We start from the raw sequence: 19561 nt of genomic DNA, 5'->3' as shown, positions 1-19561 counted from the left end.
AAGACAGTTCCGCCGTATACATAAAGGTTGTTTGGAAATTTTGTTATCTAAATTATGCAATAAAAAGCTTTTAAAGGAAGTGAAAACATGAGTTTTTTTAAAAAACTAAAAGAAAAAATTACAATGCAGACAGATAGTGTTACTGAAAAATTTAAAGACGGATTAACCAAAACGCGCGATAATTTTTCAAATAAGGTAAACGACCTTGTTTCAAGATACCGGAAAGTGGATGAAGAATTTTTCGAGGAGCTGGAAGAAATTTTAATTGGGGCGGACGTCGGTTTTGACACTGTCATGGAACTGGTGGATGAACTGAGGAGGGAAGTAAAGCGCAAGAATATTCAAGATCCCCGCGAGGTTCAGGCAGTAATATCTGAGAAGCTTGTAGATATTTATGATAGCGCAGGAGAAACTTCTACAGAATTAAATTTACAGACAGATGGACTTACGGTTATCCTGTTTGTTGGTGTTAACGGTGTAGGAAAAACTACAACAATCGGGAAGCTTGCCCATAAGTTCAAAAGTGAAGGGAAAAATGTCCTTCTTGCAGCAGGTGATACTTTCCGTGCAGGAGCGATTGAACAGCTTGAGGTATGGGGCGAACGTGTCGGTGTTGGTGTCATTAAACAGGGAGCCGGATCTGACCCTGCAGCTGTCATGTACGATGCAGTTCAGTCTGCGAAATCGCGCAAGGCAGATATTTTAATCTGTGATACTGCGGGACGCCTTCAAAATAAAGTCAATTTAATGAAAGAGCTGGAAAAGGTAAAGCGCGTACTTGAAAGAGAAGTACCTGGTGCCCCGCACGAAGTATTGCTCGTTCTTGACGCTACAACCGGACAAAATGCCATGATTCAGGCTAAGACCTTCAAGGAAGCAACAGATGTTTCCGGTATCGTTCTGACAAAGCTGGATGGTACTGCAAAAGGCGGCATCGTTCTGGCAATCAGAAATGAGCTGGAGATACCCGTGAAATTTGTAGGTTTAGGTGAAAAAATGGATGATTTGCAGGTATTCAATGCGGAACAATATGTTTATGGACTCTTTGCCGACATTGTTGAAAAAGAAGCAGAAGAAGAGGAAGTATAATAATATGACTGAAAAACAGCCTGAGAATCGGTTCTCAGGCTGTTTTTTATAGTACAGTTAATAGTAAGAAAATAAAATGTAGTTTAAAAAGTGTGATTTTTAGTGTAAAATTACACTAAAGGATTACTGAGCATCAATAGTAACTTGTAAAACAAATTATTTTAATACCCTCAGGAACTTTTTGTCATTGAGCTGCGTCAATACAATGGAAGAAGTTATCAGGCTGGCAATAATTTGTAGTTATAAAAGCTGCCTATATAAATTTAAAAAGCTAATATTTACGGTTTTAAAGGGGAGATTGGGTTGCACGGTAAATTAAAAGTAATCATTATGGTTTTATTCTGCTTTGTATTAATGTTTCATCCATTCCAATCAGCATTAGCAGCCGGTTCAGGCATTAAAGTTACTCTGGATGAAGGCTTTGGCGGAAAAGTTAAAAGAGGAGAGGGATTTCCTCTGCGTATAAAGATGGAAAATTCAGGTGAATCTTTTAGCGGAGAATTGCTAATAAGTTACCATCCATCCTACAATACCAGTGGTGCAGTTTCTGTAAAAGTAGAGCTGCCTGCCGGAACAGCTAAGGAATATCTGGTTTCCATACCTGGAATGACGGAGGACCACCCCTCCATGTATCAGAACATACCCATGCTGACTCTTTATGAAGGAGATTGGAAAGACGGAAAAAAAGTTAGTTTTATAGGTGAAAATACACTAAAACCTCAATTTGTTGATATGGCTACTGAAGTAATTGGAGTTCTAAGTGAAAACTATGACCGTGTAAAAGAGCTTCGGACACTTCCTTCTAAATTAATGCTTGAACTCAAAGGGGAAGATTTGCCGGATGATGCAACTGGGCTGGAGACACTCGATTACTTGCTTATTGATGAATATAAGGTTTCCCAGCTAAGTGAAAAACAGCAAAAAGCTATAAAGGACTGGATATTCAGTGGTGGAACACTAATTGCCGGAGGAGGCCCAGATGCAAGCGGCTCTTATGGAGAATTATATTCACTGTTGCCGATGAAATCAGAAAATGAGGCATCCGCCCCAGTCAAATTCCTGCAGCCAGTGAAGGGAGAGGAGCCAAAATTTGATGAGCTCAACTTCTTCACTGGTCCGGTTGAGAAGAGTGCAGAAGTTATGGCAAAAAGCGGAGATCTCCCTGCAACTTTGAAAAAGGAGTATGGAAGCGGGACGATTTTGCAGACAGCTTTTTCACTGGGGGATGAGCCTTTATCTTCATGGCAGGGGTATGACACATGGTTTGAAGCCTATATGAAACAGGCGTCAGGTTCAGGCAATGGATCAACCCCCTATTCACAGGATTATCTTGATCAGCTTTATTGGGAATTTGCAGAAATAAATGAATTCTTTCCTGCATCCAATTTTTCAATCGGACAGCTTATTGGACTTTTTGCCGGTTATATTATTCTAATCGTGCCTGTGCTTTATTTTGTGTTAAGAAGGCTTGATAAACGGGAGCATTCCTGGTGGATCATTCCTTCTATTGCCATCTTAATGGGTGCAGCTGTCTTTGGAATGGGGGCAAAAGACAGAATTTCTCAGCCGCAGCTGAACCAGATGGGGATATATAAAGTGAATAACAATCTGCTTACGGGTTATCAGGCTTCAACACTGCTGTCAAATAAAAGCGGTGAATACATCCTCTCGATGCCAAAAGGTGAATATAATGCAGTGGTTTATTCAAACAATTCCACGTCATCTGACCCGCTTAGGGGCGGAATTATGGCTGAGAGAGTAAAAAACAATGAGATAATTTTCCCGGAGGTAGAATATTGGTCATCTAAAACCATTTACGGAAAAGCTCAAACAGAAATGAATGGGAAACTGACAGCAGATATCACCCTTAAGGAAAAAAGGTTAACAGGAACAATTCAAAACCAAAGTGACTTCGATTTTGAAGAGTTATATATTTGGTCAGGAAATGAAGCAATTAAACTGAGTTCAATCAAAAAAGGCGAGACTATTAAAGTAGATAAAGCCACAAAACAGTCCCTTCTGAGCAGGCCGTACGGAGGAGCGTTTAATGGAGGAAATCCTGCCAATAGCCAAAATGATATAAATAAATTAAGAAGAGAAAAGCTTCAATATGCTTCCAGTACATTTCTGCTCGGAGATCTTACACAGCCAGTCCTTGCAGGAATTACAAGGGAATCTGTCATTGATGTAACCATGAGAGGGAAGAAAGCAAAACAGAATAACACCAATCTGATTGTTCAGCCATTTGAGGCCAAAAATGAGTTTTCCGGAGAATTTACATTGAAGGATGGCATGATGGCAGCTGATTGGAATGTGATTAAGGGACAGATCTATGAAAAAGGTATGGACAACACTAGTGGGGAAATGATGCTTGAAGACGGTGAATATGAATATTCTCTGAACCTGCCGAAACAGCTTAAAGAGAAACCTTATAAACTGGACAAAATTTCGTTTAGGATTAATAGCCAAAACGTACAGTATTCATTAAAAAACCATAAAACAGGTGAATGGCTCACGATTGAACCGGATCAAAGGAGCTTAAAGCTGACAAGTAAAGATGACTTGTCTCAGTATGTTTCAAAAGAGGGTCGATTAATTTTGAGGGTTATTAAATCTTCGCAGGGAGATCCATTCGTTCCATTGCCGGCTGTAACAATAAAAGGGGAGGTGCCGAAATGATCGAAATATTAGATTTAACGAAACGATATGGAAAATTCACAGCACTGGATTCATTAAATCTTACTATTGAAAAAGGCAGTGTCTTTGGTTTTGTCGGACAAAATGGTGCGGGAAAATCCACAACCTTTTCCATTTTGGCAACTCTGCTTGCCCCAACTTCGGGATCGGCTTACGTAAACGGGTATGATGTTCAAAAGGAGCCAAAGCTCGTAAGAAAGCAAATTGGCTATATGCCTGACTTCTTCGGTGTTTATGATCAGCTTAAGGCTGATGAATATCTTCACTTCTACGGTGCAAGTTACGGTATTCCATTCGCAGAACGAGAGAAACTGATTCCGCAGCTGCTCGACCTTGTCAACTTGTCACATAAAAGAGAGTCATATGTGGACCTCCTATCAAGAGGGATGAAACAGCGTTTATGCCTGGCAAGATGTCTAATTCATGATCCTGAAGTCCTGATTCTGGATGAACCTGCATCAGGACTTGACCCGCGAGCAAGGGTAGAAATGAGGGAAATATTAAAAGAATTGAAGAGTATGGGCAAGACGATTTTAATATCTTCACATATTCTGCCTGAGCTGGCAGAAATGTGCGATACCATTGGCATTATTGATCAGGGCAAACTGGTGGCTCAGGGGTCTGTTGGTGATATCCAGTCGCAGCTCAGAGGAGAAAGACTGATTCTTGTAAAAGTTAATGGGAATGCTGAAAATGCCATCTCCTTTTTCGAAGATGATCCAAATATTTTTAAATTATCTTTGCTGGAGGGTGGGTTATCTTTTCAGTTTATTTATAAAGGAACGACTGAAGAGCAAACAGAACTTCTTAAAAGAGCCATGTTAAGTAACCTGGCCATTACCAGCTTTGCAGAAGCCGAAACAGACCTGGAAGATGTCTTTATGGAAATTACAAAGGGGGTTGAGCTGACATGAAGAATTTAGTCGTAAATCCTGTACTGAATAAAGAATTTAAGCTCCGCTTCCGAAGCTTTAAAAGTTACCTCGGTGTCCTTTTTTACCTCTTGGCATTAGGGCTAATCATTGTTGGATTCATTTTTATTGAATCACTGTCAAACAATATGCAGGGCTTTTTTAAACCGGAACAGAGCCGGACAATGTTTATGGTTTTATCTATATTGCAGCTTGGCTTGATTCTGTTTATTACCCCTGGATTAACAGCAGGGGTTATCAGCAGCGAAAGGGAGAGGCAGACTTTAAATATCATGCTCACGACGACTCAAAGCTCATCAAGCATAATATTAAGCAAGCTGATCTCTTCCATTTCATATTTAATATTGCTTATTGCGGCAAGTTTGCCTCTTTATAGCTTTGTATTTTTATTTGGAGGCATTTCTCCTGGCCAGCTGCTTACGACAATGGGATTTTATTTGTTTACAATCGTGGTTTACGGAAGTATCGGAGTCTTATTTTCAACGCTCATTAGAAAAACCATTGTCTCGATGGTTACTACCTATGGGGTTACTTTATTCTTAGCAGGCGGAACGGCTTTCCTTGCTTTAATTTTTATGCAATTAACAAATACCTATGGGTATACTGGAACTCAGCCTACAAATCCGCTGGCATATTTCCTGGCTATGCTTAATCCGGTCATTATTCTGATGAGTACATTTGAGCCGGAAATAACTAATGAAATTACAAGATCAACAGGCATTGAATTTCCTTTATGGATTTCATACTTAATTTCATATACTTTGATTTTCATTGGATCTGTGCTTCTTAGCATAAAAAAACTCCGTCCTAATATGCAAAAGGGCTAGGTATCTTCGGGCAAACCCCCGAGAGGAATTGCCCGAAATTTAAAATAAGGGAATGATACGGTGGAAGACCGCAATCAATATCTTAAACTCTTAAAACCGGTAAAAAGGCAGCTCCTCATCCAGCTGATCGTTAAGGAATTTCAGGTATTCCTTTTAGCAGCCGCTGTCTTCGCTTTGTGTCTTATGGTTTTAGCAAGAATTTTCGTTATCCCATACCTGCAAAACTATTTCCTGCTGATTATTTTGCTCGCACTTTTGGTCGCTGCTATTCGGATTTGGAAGAAGAGGCCAGACATAACCCAGGCGGCTTCATTGTATAACAGGTTTGTAGCGGAAGATCGAGTTATTACAGCCCATTCTTTCCTTTTGGATGATGCTGTTGTGGCAAGATTGCAGCTTGCAGATACAGTAAAGCATATGAAAAAGGTACACCATCAGCTATTAGGCAGGAAGAAGGTTTTTTTTCACCCTAAACTTGTTTTAATGTGTATGGCTTTTCTAGGCCTGGCATTCCTTTTTTACATGATTCCGGGAGAAAAAATGGAATTGGCACAAAAATGGGAGAAGCAAATCAAGTTAGTTGAAGAAACAAAAAAAGAACTTGAGAAAAAAGCAGAAAAAGAAAAGAGTCCTGAAGTAAAAAAAGCATTAGAGAAAACGAAAGAGAAGATTGCAGAAAAAAAGTCTGCTGAGGAAGCCTTGAAGGAACTTGCGAAACAAACAAAAAGCCTCGAATTAAAGGCAATCAAAGAAAAAGGAAAATCTCGTAACCTGGAAAGCATGAAAAACACCCTTGATAATAGCGGTTTAAAGGAATTTAGCCGAATGCTGGAGGAGAAGGATCTGGCTTCATTCCAGGAAGAATTAGAAAAACTTGAGAAGCAAAAGAAAAGGAAGGAACTTAATGATGAACAAAGCAAAGCATTAAAACAGCTTACCGGCAACGAAGGGGAGCTATCTGAAGAGGAAATGTCAAAACTTATTGAACAGCTCGAGAAGGCTTTGCAATCAGATGAGCTCTTAAACCAGCTGGCAGCAGCCCAAAAAGCTCTTCAAAGTTCAGGTCTGTCATTACAGCAGAAAATGGCAGCCAATGGAATGCCGCCTGGACAGCTTGCATTTGCGCCTCCCGGGCAGCCGGGGGGGCAGGAAAATAATCCTAATTCATCGCCGCCTGCACAGCAGAATAATCAAAATCCGCAAAATAATAATCAAAATCAGCCTGGCAATAGCCCAAACAACGGAAGTGGCAGTGGCTCAGGAACCGGTTCAGGCAGCGGCTCCATAAGTGGTTCAGGCTCCGGAGCAGGGTCTGGCTCAGGCTCAGGCTCAGGCACAGGGAGTGGTTCAGGCAGCGGTCTTGGTGGAGGTGCCGGACTTGGACAGGGATCCAGGGATCTGCTCACCATTCCTTCTGGCATGGAAGGGGAGACGAATATTGAAAATGACAATGGCAGTCTGGGGAAGGGTACTCAGGGACAGCAGTTTGAAGGGAACGGTCCTGTTATAAAAGGAAGTATCAGACGTTACAGTGAGGTATTTGGAAATTATGAGTCTTCATACAGGCAGAGCACCGACCGGTATAAGCTGCCGGCTGATTTAGAGGAAATCGTTAAAAATTACTTTACAAGTATAGATCCTGACAAGGAGTGACTTCGATGTCCGTAACACAGGAAAAAGAGCAGCAATTCGCACAAGCAGCAGATATTATTGCAAGAGTGAAAGATGAAATCCAATCATTTATAGTAGGCCAGGAGGAAGTAGTCGAACAAGTATTATGGAGCATTTTTTCAGGCGGCCATGTTTTGCTCGAAGGTCTGCCTGGGCTTGGTAAAACGATGCTGATTAAGACTATTGCAGAGGTACTTGACCTGAAATTTTCCCGTATTCAATTTACCCCTGATATTATGCCATCCGATATAACCGGAACGATGCTGCTTCAGCCTGATGAAGCAGGCAGGCAAACGTTCAGCTTTCATAAAGGGCCTATATTCGCCAACATCATCCTGGCAGATGAAATTAATAGAGCAACACCTAAAACACAGAGTGCCCTGCTTGAGGCAATGGGAGAAAAAACGGTTACCATTATGGGTGAAACCAAAAGAATGGAAAAGCCATTTTTTGTTCTTGCAACTCAAAACCCGATTGACATGGAAGGAACATATCCTCTGCCGGAGGCGCAAACCGACCGGTTTATCTGTAAGGTGAACGTAGCCTATCCGACGCAGGAAGAATTAAAAGAAATTGCCCGGAGAACTACAGGTGTGCAAAATACTCATTTAAATAAAGCGGCCGGGCTGAATGACGTAGTTGCTCTTCAGGAACTCACAAGAGAAATCCTCGTATCAGAGGATGTTCTCGATTATGCTGTATGGCTGATCACTGCCACACATCCGTATTCAGAGGGTGCAACGGAAACAGTAAAAGAATACGTCCTATATGGAAGTGGTCCCCGCGGGCTTCAGAGTCTGATAAATATGGCAAGAGCAAGAGCATTGTACTCAGGAAGGTACCATGTTTCAATAGGTGACCTTAAAAATGTTGCCTATCCTGTTCTGCGACACCGCCTCATTTTAAACTTTGAAGGAGAAGCCGCGGGGATTACGGCAGATTCGATTATTGAAGGTTTAATAAAAGAAATTTCCCGGGGAGCTAAGAGCTGATGAACAGCCATCAAATCCTTCTTGGAAAGCTGCAGAAGCGTAAAGTTGCGGTAAAGACCAGGAAAAGAGGATTTCATTCAGGTTCCAGGCAATCCCATAAATTCGGATCTTCCTTGGAGTTTTCTGACTTCAGGGCATACCAGCCCGGAGACGATATCAGGCAAATAGATTGGAATGTCTATGGCAGAACACAAAAACATTATATTAAACGTTTTCTTGATGAGCAGGAACTCTCTATTGCTGTTTATTTGGATGCTACTTCATCAATGTCCAATATGGAGGAAAAATGGGAGTACTCCAAAGCGCTTGCAGCGGCTTTGAGCTATATGATTCTTTCCGGTGAAGACCGGCTCCTGTTTTCACCTGTTTCTTCTGCTGGCATACAGCCTATCAAAAGAAAAGGCTCTGTTTACAGCAGGCGGACATTCACGGAAATCCAGAAAATTGAACCCTCTGCTCTGTCCAATAACTTTTTGGGCAGCTTAAAAGACACTCTTTCAAAGCACCAGCAGCTTGCTATTATAATAGCAGATGGTTTTGAACCGCTTCAGGAATGGGAAAGCCTTTTTAGGAAGCTAAGAGGGCTGAAACAGGAGTTCTGGCTATTTCAGGTGCAGGCTGATGAAGAAATGACACCGTCATATTCTGGAGATATAAAGTTAATTGATAGTGAAACTGGGACCGCTGTAAATGTGAGCATGAGTCCTGCTGTATTGGCCGAATATGATAAGCGTTTAAGAGAACATAATGAACAGCTTGAGGTTTTATGCAAGCGGTATGGCGGCCAATATATCTTTGCCCCTGAAACAAGAGATCTTCAGACTGTTCTTTTCAGGGATCTGTATGCGAAGGGGCTGGTCAGGTGAGAGTGATATGCAATTCATAAATCCTGTTTATTTTATTTTATCCATTTTTATCGGAGCGGTCGTCCTATTTTATTTCTTTCGGAAGCAGTATGAGGTAAAGACGAATTCATCCAATTTGCTCTGGGAACAGGTGCTGAATGAATGGCAGGCTTCCCCCTGGCTGAAAAAGCTTCAGCAAAATCTGTTCTTTTGGCTGCAATTATTGGCACTTCTATTTTTGATGCTGGCCCTTATGCGTCCATTTTGGCTTGAAGATTCTTTAAAAGGAGAGCACATAATCATCATCATTGATCCCTCTGCCTCTATGTCGGCTGAAAGCGGAGGAAAAAGCCGTTTTGAGATCGCAAAAGAGGAAATGCTTCATCTGGCAGGCAAGCTTAATGGACAGCAGGTTAGCTTAATTAAAGCAGGGGAGAAAAATGAGATCCTCTTAAGCCGAGAAGATGATCTAAATGCTATTCGAAGAACCATTGAGGGGCTGGAGCTTACTTATGAGCATGAGAATATGAAAAAAGCCATCTTATTGGCAAGCTCCTTATCTTCAGGAAAAGACACGGCTCTTCATATTTTTTCAGACTCAGCTGGAAAGAAAGATTTAATGAATGAATTGGCCGGTCTATTTACTGTGGTACATAATATTGGAGAGAACGCAGGGAATGTGTCGCTGAAATCGTTTGGAACCTCTGCCGCCAGTGATGGTATTTCAGCAGCTGCAGTAATAGAAAACCAGTCTTCTGGGAATATAGAGACAACTTTTACAGTGAAATCTGATGGAGAAGTCCTGTTTGAACAGAATCTATCATTAAAAACAAATGAGGAGAAAACCATTCAAATAAAAAATCTGCCGGAAAAACCTTACTACGAGGCAGCCATCTCCATTAGCGATGGCTATAGTGCAGATAATCATGCAGCCTCTATTTACATTGACCCAAAACCTAAGGTTTACACTTTGGGAGATGTAAATCCCTTTACGGTGAAGGGTTTTCAAACTATTGGTGCTGAATTGCTGCAGACAGATCCGTCTGCTCTAAAAGGTTTGGATATGAAAGGTGTCGTTGTGGCGGAAGGAAGCACTCTATCGGGACTTCCGGAGATGCCGATAATCTTTTTTAATACAAGCAGAGATAAAACAAAACTTGAAGAAGGAATTTCGGGGGACAAGGATCCTCTTTTTGAATATGCAAACTTTGAAAAGGTGTATATCAGTTCTGCATCCTCCGTTCTGAAAGGAGAATGGGAGACTGTATTGAAAAGCGGGGATATTCCTTTATTCCAAAGGGGGATGCATAATGGACAGCCAATTATTATCGTCAATTTTAATCTATCAGACACAGATTGGCCCCTCCTGCCCGGTTTTCCAATCTTTCTGTATAACTCTTACCAGTGGCTATCTCAGCAATCAAATTTCCTCGGATATTTCAGCTCTGGTGAAGAAAGATGGATAAATATCGGCAATGGAACTGGAAGCTGGGAAATTTTCAATAATCAAGACGAAAATCTTTACTCTCTTGATCTAAATAAAGAAACCTTTAAAGCTCCTTTAATCCCAGGAACTTACCAGGCTGTATCTGATAATCAAATTTATTATTTTTCTGTCCTTCTGGATGAAAGGGAGAAAAGTGCAGGAACAGAAGAATCCTTTACACTGAATGCTAAACCATCTGAAAAAAGCAGCATGACCCAAAGACCTAATGAAAGTCTGTGGTTCTGGCTGACGTTCATAGCTTTAATCTTGATTGTTATCGAATGGGAGGTATATCGCCGTGGGCATAGAGGTTAAATATCCCTTCCTGTTTCTCCTCCTGATTCCTGCTGTCATAATCGTTTTTTTATTTATTCAACAAAATTACAGCAGAAAAGGAAATGAAAAATTTTGGATTGCCGGTTTGAGGTTGATCATTTTCACTTTATTAATTATTGCTCTGACCGTTCCTCAGGTGGTTCTTCCGGTAAAGGGACAGACCGTCGTATTCTTGGCAGACCGTTCTGCAAGCATTGGCACGAATGAGGAAGCACTTGCCTGGATAGAAAATAGCACCAGCCACAGGAAAAATGACGATCAATTCGCAGTGGCTGCTTTTGGAAAAAATGCAGTACTTGAACAGAATCTGGGCAGAAACCGTGAAGCTATAAGCGGATTTAACGGAGTGGCAGAAGATTCCCAATCCAATCTCGAAGCAGGGCTGCAATTTGCCGCTTCGCTTATTCCGAGGGAGTCTTCCGGCAGAATTGTCCTGATGACGGACGGGAATGAAACGGAAGGCGATAGCCTGGAAGCTGCTGCAGTTTTGAAAAATCGAAATATCGAGATTGATCATGTGCCATTAAAAACAGCAACAGGGGACGATGTCTCAATCTCAGAATTAAGTGTTCCTCCTTCATTATATTTAGGAGAAGAGGCTCCGATTACAATAGAAGTTACCAGCAATGTTGCCAAAGAAGCTGATATCAGACTATCGGTAAATCATAAAGAAGTATTAAAGGAAACCGTTCATGTGAACGAAGGGAAAAATGTTTATACGTTTACCCACAAAGCGGATACCGCAGGGTTAACGGTATATAAAGCAGAGATAGCTGCAGAACGGGATGCCTACTCTGAAAACAATGCACTTCACTCAGTTGTGAATGTTAAGGGTACCCCTAAGGTTTTGATCGTACAAGGAGAGGAAGCTGGCGATCTTGCAAATCTTTTAAAAGGTTCAGGCCTGGAGATAGACATCGTTATTCCAGAGAAACTTCCGACCGTACTCTCAGGTTATTTGCAATATCAATCGATTATTTTTAATAATGTCCCTGCAACTGTTATCTCAGAGCAGCAAATGATCTTGATGGAGAAGGCAGTGAAAGAATTCGGGACTGGTTTTATTATGTTTGGCGGTGAAGAAAGCTTTGGGCTGGGGGGCTATTTCAAAACTCCGATCGAGAAATTGCTTCCAGTGGAAATGGATATCAAAGGCAAGAAAGAAATGCCTTCTCTAGGTCTTGTATTAGTTATGGACCGTTCTGGAAGCATGGCAGGAAATAAAATTGAATTGGCGAAAGAGGCAGCTGCCCGTTCAGTTGAACTTCTGCGTGAAGAAGATACACTCGGATTCATTGCATTTGATGACCGTCCATGGGAAATCCTTGAAACTAAGCCTCTCAAGAATAAGCAAAAGGCAATTGAAAAAATCAAATCCATTACACCGGGCGGGGGGACAGAAATCTTTACTTCTCTGGAACAGGCATACAGTGAGCTTGAAGATTTACAGTTGCAGAGAAAGCATATCATTTTACTGACAGATGGCCAATCTGCCACAAATGGAGACTATGAGCTTTTAATTGAAAGCGGGAAAGAGAAGAATATCACTCTCTCAACTGTTGCTCTTGGCCAGGATGCTGATAGAGGGCTGCTGGGGGAACTTGCCGGAATGGGATCTGGGCGTTTTTATGATGTTACAGACTCTACCGTTATACCAAGCATTTTATCACGTGAAACCGTAATGGCTACGCGAACTTATATTGAGGACAAACCTTTTTACCCAAGTATCCAGCCTTCCCCTGACTGGTCCTCTCTTTTTGAAAAAGGTGTGCCCAAAATGAATGCTTATATAGCTTCCACTGCTAAGCCGCGGGCGCAGGTGCCACTGTTAAGTGAAAAAAAAGATCCGGTACTTGCTGAATGGCAATATGGAATGGGGTGGACAGCTGCCTTTGCATCCGATATCTCAGGCAAGTGGTCGGGAGAATGGGCAAGCTGGGAAAAGTGGCCGTCCTTTATTAATCAGCTTGTTACTAAAACACTGCCGAAATATGAAAGTGAACCATACAGGATTGATGTTGAGAACAAGGATGGCAATACAGTGCTCAGCCTGGAGTCTGCGGAAAGCATTTCTTTGCCTATTGAGACCTCCATCGTGTCTGAAACAGGTGAACAGATAAAAGCTAATATGAGACTTACTGCACCAGGTAAATATGAGGCGCTGATGCCTGAAAATGCGGGGATGTACTTTTTAAATATTAAACAGACTGATGAGAATGGGAATATTCAGGTTCATCAGACGGGTTTTACCATTCCTTATTCTGAGGAGTATTTGCTAAAGGGAACAAATAAAGATCATTTGCAGTCACTCTCAAAAATGACTGGAGGAAAGATGCTCACGAGCGGAGAAGAGGCATTCCGGCCGCTGAAAAAACCGGCAATCACCAAACAGCCAGTCAGCGAATGGATGCTTCTAGCTGCATTTCTGCTCTTTTTTGCAGAAATCGCAGTAAGGCGCTTTGGTCTTGCAGCAGGAATTGTGAAGAAAAACAGAAAAGTAAAAGAAAAGCCAGATGCGCCTAAGAAGGTACCAAAACTTAAAGCTTCCAGAATAAAAACGTATCCTGCCGAACAGGCGCCTGTTAAACTTCAAGAAGAAATTCCTGTAAAGGAAACACGGGAGAAAGCAAAAGCAAAGAAGCCGAACCGGCCTCAACCATCAGCGGAACCCTCGCCGAAAGAAAGAGAAGAGCGGATGAAAAGGCTGCTGGATGCAAAAAACAGGAAAAAATAAGTGAAATTAGAGTTGAATGATACCTTCAGCACTCTCCGGAAATTAGTTACTGCCAACACTGTAAAGATATTTTCTTGACATGATATGAAATTCTATGTAAACTTTACTTTGTAAAGGCTTTTCACTTAACAAGGGGGAATAGGGATGCTCGAAAAGACAACGAGGATGAATTACCTTTATGATTTCTATCAATCGTTGTTAACTCCTAAGCAGAGAAGCTATATGTCCCTTTACTACCTGGATGATTTTTCGCTTGGAGAGATTGCCGAGGAATATGATGTTAGCCGGCAAGCGGTTTATGATAACATTAAGAGAACAGAAGCAATGCTTGAAGAGTATGAAGAAAAGCTACTATTATTTCATAAATTTCAAGAGCGCAACAAGCTAATTGCAGGAATAAAAAAGATGCTGGTGGAAGGCTCCCCTTCCCGCGAGGCATTGGAAGAAGCAGTGGCAGAGCTTGAGAAATTAGATTAGGAGGCGGCATTATGGCATTTGAAGGATTGGCCGACCGACTGCAAAATACAATTCAGAAGATCCGCGGAAAAGGCAAAATTAATGAAGCGGATGTAAAAGAAATGATGCGTGAAGTCCGTCTCGCCCTTTTGGAAGCGGATGTTAACTTCAAAGTTGTCAAGGAGTTCGTCAAAAAAGTCAGCGAACGCGCTGTCGGGCAGGAAGTATTAAAGAGCCTGACGCCGGGACAGCAGGTAATAAAGGTTGTTAAAGAAGAATTAACGGAACTGATGGGTGGAGAGCAGAGCAAAATTGCTGTTTCCAATCGCCCGCCGACAGTCATTATGATGGTCGGTCTTCAGGGTGCCGGCAAAACGACTACAACCGGAAAGCTTGCGAACCTGCTCCGCAAAAAGTATAACCGCAATCCGATGCTGGTTGCTGCAGACATTTACCGGCCTGCGGCGATTAAGCAGCTCGAAACGCTTGGCAAACAACTGAATATGCCTGTCTTCTCCCTTGGCGATCAAGTCAGTCCTGTTGAAATTGCAAGACAGGCGATTGCAAAGGCAAAAGAGGATCATAATGATTATGTTCTAATCGATACAGCAGGAAGACTGCATGTGGATGAAGCTTTAATGGATGAGCTAAAGCAAATCAAAGAGCTTTCCAATCCGGATGAAATTTTCCTTGTTGTAGATGCCATGACTGGCCAAGATGCGGTTAATGTAGCACAAAGCTTCAATGATTTGCTGGGTCTTACAGGAGTAGTCCTGACAAAGCTGGATGGCGATACCCGAGGCGGTGCGGCTCTATCCATTAGATCCGTAACAAACACGCCGATTAAATTCGTCGGTCTGGGTGAAAAACTTGATGCCCTTGAAGCGTTCCATCCAGAACGGATGGCATCCCGTATTTTAGGTATGGGGGATGTCTTATCCCTAATTGAAAAAGCACAGGCCAATGTGGATGAAGAAAAGGCAAAAGAGCTTGAGCAGAAGATGCGTACTGCTTCTTTCACATTTGATGACTTTTTGGATCAGCTTGGTCAGGTCCGCCAAATGGGACCACTTGATGAGCTTCTGAAAATGATGCCTGGTGCTAACAAAATCAAAGGCTTGAATAATATGCAAATTGATGAGAAGCAAATCACTCACGTTGAAGCCATTATTAAGTCGATGACTAAGGAAGAGAAAACTCATCCGGAAATCATCAATTCAAGCCGCCGCAAACGGATTGCCAAGGGAAGCGGAAGAACCGTCCCTGAAGTTAACCGTCTGTTAAAGCAATTTGAAGACATGAAAAAGATGATGAAGCAAATGGCAGGCATGCAGCAAAAAGGCAAGAAAAAAGGCGGATTTAAGCTTCCCTTTAACCCTTTTTAAGCCGCTATTCAAGCTTTTCATAACATGTAAAGAAAAAAACCTTTACAAACTAATTAACTATCTGATATTATACTATCTTGTGTGAAACTATTCGGAGGTGCTTATTTAAAATGGCAGTAAAAATTCGTTTAAAGCGTATGGGTGCTCATAAAAACCCTTTCTATCGTATCGTTGTAGCTGATTCTCGTTCTCCTCGTGACGGACGTTTCATTGAAACAGTAGGAACTTATAATCCGGTTGCTCAACCAGCGATCGTTGAAATCAATGAAGAGTTGGCTCTTAAATGGCTTCAGACAGGTGCTAAGCCATCTGATACAGTACGTAACCTTTTCTCTAAGCAAGGCATTATGGAAAAATTCCATAACGCTAAAAACGGTAAGTAATTCATTATAAGATGAAAGAGCTTATCGAAACGATTGTTAAGCCCCTTGTTGATTTTCCGGAAGATGTTCTAGTGAATGTCCAAGAAGAGGATCAGCGCGTAACCTATCAGCTTTCTGTCAACAAGAATGACATGGGGAAAGTAATTGGGAAGCAAGGGCGCGTTGCGAAAGCAATACGGACCGTTGTATATGCAGCAGGTTCATCAGAGCAAAAGAAGATCTTTTTAGAGATCATCGAATAATTATCCTGCTATGAGCAGGATGCAGCCGAAAAAGGAGGGGAAACCCCTCCTTTTTTTACAATCTAAAAAATCCTTCTGATTATGACTTTTTAGTACTATGATTTAAAATGCTGAGTTGATTTTCGCTGTGGGCACTAGATCTTCGAAAATGCTGGCGCATTTCCTTCGTGCGGTGTAAGTTCGTGGAAGCTTATTCAATATCCTGGGGAAGTGAGGGAAGTGAGAGACCTCACAGGCGAAGCCGAGAAGGCTCTCATCTCTCCCTGCGGAAAGTAAGTGACCGCAGCGGAAATCAAAGGGCAGAATTTCTAAATAACAAATTGTTTCAGTAGAAGAGTTAAAAATTCAAACAAACATCGCCAACTAAGAACATGACAGCAGTGTCAGTTACGACGTTTTTTCATTCGAATTATGATTTGGGAGGCGCTGTACATGAATATTATCCAAACGGTTACAGTTAAGCAGGTGCTGACAGAGAACAGCAAGCAGGAACTGCTGGAAGGATATGCGGCCAAAAAAAAGCAGCTGCAGAAAGAAAGCGATCAGCTGAAGTTCGAACTGAAAAAGCAGGAAAAAACCAAAAAGCTCCATCCGGCCAGTCTGAAGCAGCACTTTGAAAAGGAAATTCAAATGAGGCAGGAAAAAGTCCAACTGCTGGATTTTCAAATAGAACAATTACATATGCTACCGTTAGGAAGTGAATTAAAAGAAAAAGAAGTTCAGGCGATTATCGAGGTTCAAAAGGGCACCCCCTGGGAAGACATAGAAAAAGGGAAAACAATCATCATAAGAGATGGTATTGTTGATGAAATACGCTAGAGGTGATAAAGCATGCAGAAATGGTTTAACGTTGGAAAAATTGTGAACACCCATGGCATTAAAGGGGAAGCGAGAGTCATTTCAAAAACAGACTTTGCTGAAGAGAGGTATAAGCCGGGAAATAAACTTTATTTGTTCATGCCTGACACAAAAGGTGATCCCGTTGAGCTGACAGTGAAATCACACCGCACTCATAAATCATTTAATCTGCTTACCTTTGAAGGATACGAGAACATCAATCAGATTGAAAAAATGAAGGGCGGCATTCTGAAAATTTCAGAAGATCAGCTTGGCGATCTTGAAGAGGATGAATTTTACTACCATGAAATCATAGGCTGTACGGTTGAAACTCTTGATGGAGAAGAATTAGGCAAAATTAAAGAAATTCTTTCTCCCGGAGCGAATGATGTGTGGGTAATTAAAGCAAAAGGCGGTAAGGAAATTCTAATCCCATATATAGAAGATGTTGTTAAGGAAGTTAATGTAGAAGATAAACTTGTGAAAATTAATGCCATTGAAGGATTGCTTTCATGATGAATATTGATGTGCTCACGCTGTTTCCTGAAATGTTTGATGGGGTGTTTGGGCATTCCATATTAAAAAAAGCCTCAGAAAATGAAGCGGTAACGTACAATGTGGTCAACTTTAGGGAGTATGCCGACAATAAGCACAAAACTGTTGATGATTACCCATATGGCGGAGGAGCGGGGATGGTTCTAAAACCGCAGCCGATTTTTGATGCAGTGGAGGATCTTCGCAGTAAAAGCGGGGCGTCTCCGAGGGTGATTCTTCTGTGTCCTCAAGGGGAACGCTACACTCAAAAAAAAGCCGAAGAACTGGCAGAGTCAGATCACCTGATTTTTGTATGCGGCCATTACGAGGGGTATGATGAAAGAATACGTGAACATGTTGTAACAGATGAAATTTCAATTGGGGATTTTGTGCTGACTGGCGGAGAGCTCGGAGCCATGGTTGTAATCGACAGTGTCGTCCGATTGCTGCCTGGTGTATTAGGCAACCAGGAGTCCCATATGAAAGATTCTTTTAGCACGGGGTTTCTTGAACATCCACATTATACGCGTCCTGCCGACTTCAGAGGCATTAAAGTGCCTGATGTTCTCATGTCAGGCAATCACCGCCTTGTCGAAGAATGGAGAGCCAAAGAATCCTTGAGAAGAACTTTTTTAAGAAGGCCAGATCTTCTTGAAGATGCAGAATTAACAAGTGAACAGCAAAAATGGCTTAATGAATTAAAAAAAGAACATAAATAACATTGAAGTTGCTGTCCATATATGATATGATACTTTTTGTGACTAAGACTGAACTTGTTCAGTTTACGTCTGATAAAGATGTTCCGCTGCAAACATAGGTTGTGCAAGAGCGTCTGTTGAGAGGAGTTGAAAACGATGCAAAAGTTAATTGAAGAAATCACAAAAGAACAGCTTCGTACTGACCTTCCGTCTTTCCGTCCTGGTGATACTGTACGTGTACACGTAAGTATTGTTGAGGGAACTCGTGAACGTGTTCAGGTATACGAAGGTGTTGTGATTAAGCGTCGTGGTGGTGGAATCAGCGAAACTTTCACAGTTCGTAAGATTTCTTACGGTGTAGGCGTTGAGCGTACATTCCCTGTGCACACACCTAAGATTGCGAAGCTTGAAGTTATCCGCCGCGGTAAAGTCCGCCGTGCGAAACTTTACTACCTGCGTAACCTTCGCGGTAAAAAAGCTCGTATCAAAGAAATTCGATAATAAAATGAAAAGCGAAAGCGTCTTGATCAGCCCCGATAAGCATAAGTCGAATCATGCAGGAAGCGTTAGCCTCTGGAGTGATTTGGTTTATGACCTCGAGGGGCTAGGCGTTGCAGCTGGACAATGAAAGAAAAGAAGGAGCTTGTTAATCAAGCTCCTTTTTCTATCATGAATTAGTAAGGTGCAAATAATATTACATAAATGTTAAATAATATAAAAATAAGATTCCCATCGTGTTTATTAAGAAGAATTTTTGTACAATAAACAATAGAAATCATTTATAGCGATACATGCAGGGATATAAGCATAATTTTTGACGGAAGAATGGTGGGGAAGGCTATGGCAAAAAAGAAAAGTGAATTGTGGGAATGGACAAAAGCACTTGTAATCGCGGTTCTGTTAGCGGCGGTCATCAGATATTTCTTATTTGCTCCAATTGTGGTTGATGGCTTGTCCATGATGCCAACATTGCATGACCAGGATCGGATGATTGTGAATAAATTCAGCTATAAAATCGGTGAACCTGAGCGCTTTGACATTATTGTGTTCCATGCACCTGAAAACAAAGATTACATCAAACGAGTAATTGGCCTTCCGGGAGACAAGATTGAATATAAAGACGATACTCTTTATGTTAACGGAAAAGCTTATGAGGAGCCATACCTGGATGAATATAAGAAGCAGGTAATTGACGGTCCGCTGACGGAGCCGTTTACTTTAAAAGAAAAGATAGGGCAGGAAACAGTGCCAGAGGGTCACTTGTTTGTAATGGGCGACAACCGCCGGTTCAGCAAGGACAGCCGTCACATTGGCCCTGTTGCTATGGAAGAAGTCCTTGGTGATGCCGGAGTAATATATTGGCCTATAGAGGACATTCGGATCGTTGATTGATTCTTCCTATTGTAAATACATATTG

General features: G+C 41.7%; 18 protein-coding genes. All 18 read left to right on the top strand.

Features of this window, described 5'->3' with window-relative positions:
• Positions 1-87: 87 nt before the first annotated feature.
• Positions 88-1089, top strand: coding sequence for a signal recognition particle-docking protein FtsY (gene ftsY / locus M3205_RS00730; protein WP_251168180.1), 1002 nt, complete (start codon positions 88-90; stop codon positions 1087-1089).
• A gap of 303 nt (positions 1090-1392) precedes the next feature.
• Positions 1393-3768, top strand: a complete 2376-nt coding sequence (locus M3205_RS00725; RefSeq protein WP_251168179.1) for a hypothetical protein — start codon at positions 1393-1395, stop codon at positions 3766-3768.
• A complete protein-coding gene (locus M3205_RS00720; protein WP_251168178.1) occupies positions 3765-4700 on the top strand; it encodes an ABC transporter ATP-binding protein in 936 nt (311 codons plus the stop codon). The genes M3205_RS00725 and M3205_RS00720 overlap by 4 nt, the downstream gene beginning before the upstream one ends.
• A complete protein-coding gene (locus M3205_RS00715; protein ID WP_251168177.1) occupies positions 4697-5545 on the top strand; it encodes an ABC transporter permease in 849 nt (282 codons plus the stop codon). Before M3205_RS00720 ends, M3205_RS00715 begins: the two co-directional genes overlap by 4 nt.
• 60 nt (positions 5546-5605) lie before the next feature.
• Entirely contained in the window at positions 5606-7198 is a 1593-nt protein-coding gene (locus tag M3205_RS00710; protein ID WP_251168176.1) for a hypothetical protein, read from the top strand.
• Positions 7199-7203: 5 nt separating this feature from the next.
• Positions 7204-8208, top strand: coding sequence for an AAA family ATPase (locus tag M3205_RS00705; RefSeq protein WP_251168175.1), 1005 nt, complete (start codon positions 7204-7206; stop codon positions 8206-8208).
• Complete coding sequence (locus M3205_RS00700) at positions 8208-9074, top strand: DUF58 domain-containing protein (RefSeq protein ID WP_251168174.1); 867 nt, start codon at positions 8208-8210, stop codon at positions 9072-9074. The genes M3205_RS00705 and M3205_RS00700 overlap by 1 nt, the downstream gene beginning before the upstream one ends.
• A gap of 7 nt (positions 9075-9081) precedes the next feature.
• Positions 9082-10854, top strand: coding sequence for a vWA domain-containing protein (locus M3205_RS00695; protein WP_251168173.1), 1773 nt, complete (start codon positions 9082-9084; stop codon positions 10852-10854).
• On the top strand, positions 10838-13609 hold the full coding sequence (locus M3205_RS00690; RefSeq protein ID WP_251168172.1) for a VWA domain-containing protein: 2772 nt from the start codon (positions 10838-10840) through the stop codon (positions 13607-13609). Before M3205_RS00695 ends, M3205_RS00690 begins: the two co-directional genes overlap by 17 nt.
• Before the next feature lie 144 nt (positions 13610-13753).
• On the top strand, positions 13754-14086 hold the full coding sequence (locus tag M3205_RS00685; protein ID WP_251168171.1) for a putative DNA-binding protein: 333 nt from the start codon (positions 13754-13756) through the stop codon (positions 14084-14086).
• Between the two features lie 11 nt (positions 14087-14097).
• Positions 14098-15450, top strand: coding sequence for a signal recognition particle protein (gene ffh, locus M3205_RS00680; RefSeq protein WP_251168170.1), 1353 nt, complete (start codon positions 14098-14100; stop codon positions 15448-15450).
• A 110-nt stretch (positions 15451-15560) separates the two neighbouring features.
• Positions 15561-15833: a 30S ribosomal protein S16 gene (gene rpsP, locus M3205_RS00675; protein ID WP_009330784.1), complete on the top strand. Its 273-nt coding sequence runs from the start codon at positions 15561-15563 to the stop codon at positions 15831-15833.
• 11 nt (positions 15834-15844) lie between these two features.
• Complete coding sequence (locus M3205_RS00670; RefSeq protein ID WP_048009045.1) at positions 15845-16075, top strand: KH domain-containing protein; 231 nt, start codon at positions 15845-15847, stop codon at positions 16073-16075.
• Between the two features lie 432 nt (positions 16076-16507).
• On the top strand, positions 16508-16894 hold the full coding sequence (locus tag M3205_RS00665) for a YlqD family protein (protein WP_251168169.1): 387 nt from the start codon (positions 16508-16510) through the stop codon (positions 16892-16894).
• A 12-nt stretch (positions 16895-16906) separates the two neighbouring features.
• Positions 16907-17428 (top strand): ribosome maturation factor RimM, encoded by a 522-nt coding sequence (gene rimM / locus M3205_RS00660; RefSeq protein ID WP_251168168.1) that lies wholly within the window; start codon positions 16907-16909, stop codon positions 17426-17428.
• Positions 17428-18165, top strand: a complete 738-nt coding sequence (gene trmD, locus M3205_RS00655; protein ID WP_251168202.1) for a tRNA (guanosine(37)-N1)-methyltransferase TrmD — start codon at positions 17428-17430, stop codon at positions 18163-18165. The genes rimM and trmD overlap by 1 nt, the downstream gene beginning before the upstream one ends.
• Positions 18166-18300: 135 nt before the next feature.
• Positions 18301-18645 carry a 50S ribosomal protein L19 gene (gene rplS / locus M3205_RS00650; RefSeq protein ID WP_009330779.1) on the top strand — a complete coding sequence of 115 codons (345 nt, stop codon included), beginning with the start codon at positions 18301-18303 and terminating at the stop codon, positions 18643-18645.
• 339 nt (positions 18646-18984) lie between these two features.
• Positions 18985-19536, top strand: coding sequence for a signal peptidase I (lepB, locus tag M3205_RS00645; protein ID WP_251168167.1), 552 nt, complete (start codon positions 18985-18987; stop codon positions 19534-19536).
• Positions 19537-19561: the final 25 nt, after the last annotated feature.

The organism is Cytobacillus firmus (assembly GCF_023715565.1).
Classification (GTDB): Bacteria; Bacillota; Bacilli; order Bacillales; family Cytobacillaceae; genus Cytobacillus; species Cytobacillus firmus_C.
Note: the sequence above shows the minus strand (reverse complement) of the source record. Positions and strands in the feature narration are given on the sequence as shown.

Bases quoted from the DNA above. Each gene is read 5' to 3' on its own strand.
- rplS (WP_009330779.1), top strand. From the start codon at position 18,301: ATGCAAAAGTTAATTGAAGAAATCACAAAAGAACAGCTTCGTACTGAC.
- M3205_RS00720 (WP_251168178.1), top strand. From the start codon at position 3,765: ATGATCGAAATATTAGATTTAACGAAACGATATGGAAAATTCACAGCA.
- M3205_RS00705 (WP_251168175.1), top strand. From the start codon at position 7,204: ATGTCCGTAACACAGGAAAAAGAGCAGCAATTCGCACAAGCAGCAGAT.
- M3205_RS00700 (WP_251168174.1), top strand. From the start codon at position 8,208: ATGAACAGCCATCAAATCCTTCTTGGAAAGCTGCAGAAGCGTAAAGTT.
- lepB (WP_251168167.1), top strand. From the start codon at position 18,985: ATGGCAAAAAAGAAAAGTGAATTGTGGGAATGGACAAAAGCACTTGTA.
- rpsP (WP_009330784.1), top strand. From the start codon at position 15,561: ATGGCAGTAAAAATTCGTTTAAAGCGTATGGGTGCTCATAAAAACCCT.
- M3205_RS00685 (WP_251168171.1), top strand. From the start codon at position 13,754: ATGCTCGAAAAGACAACGAGGATGAATTACCTTTATGATTTCTATCAA.
- M3205_RS00695 (WP_251168173.1), top strand. From the start codon at position 9,082: ATGCAATTCATAAATCCTGTTTATTTTATTTTATCCATTTTTATCGGA.
- M3205_RS00715 (WP_251168177.1), top strand. From the start codon at position 4,697: ATGAAGAATTTAGTCGTAAATCCTGTACTGAATAAAGAATTTAAGCTC.
- trmD (WP_251168202.1), top strand. From the start codon at position 17,428: ATGAATATTGATGTGCTCACGCTGTTTCCTGAAATGTTTGATGGGGTG.
- rimM (WP_251168168.1), top strand. From the start codon at position 16,907: ATGCAGAAATGGTTTAACGTTGGAAAAATTGTGAACACCCATGGCATT.
- M3205_RS00665 (WP_251168169.1), top strand. From the start codon at position 16,508: ATGAATATTATCCAAACGGTTACAGTTAAGCAGGTGCTGACAGAGAAC.
- M3205_RS00670 (WP_048009045.1), top strand. From the start codon at position 15,845: ATGAAAGAGCTTATCGAAACGATTGTTAAGCCCCTTGTTGATTTTCCG.
- ffh (WP_251168170.1), top strand. From the start codon at position 14,098: ATGGCATTTGAAGGATTGGCCGACCGACTGCAAAATACAATTCAGAAG.
- ftsY (WP_251168180.1), top strand. From the start codon at position 88: ATGAGTTTTTTTAAAAAACTAAAAGAAAAAATTACAATGCAGACAGAT.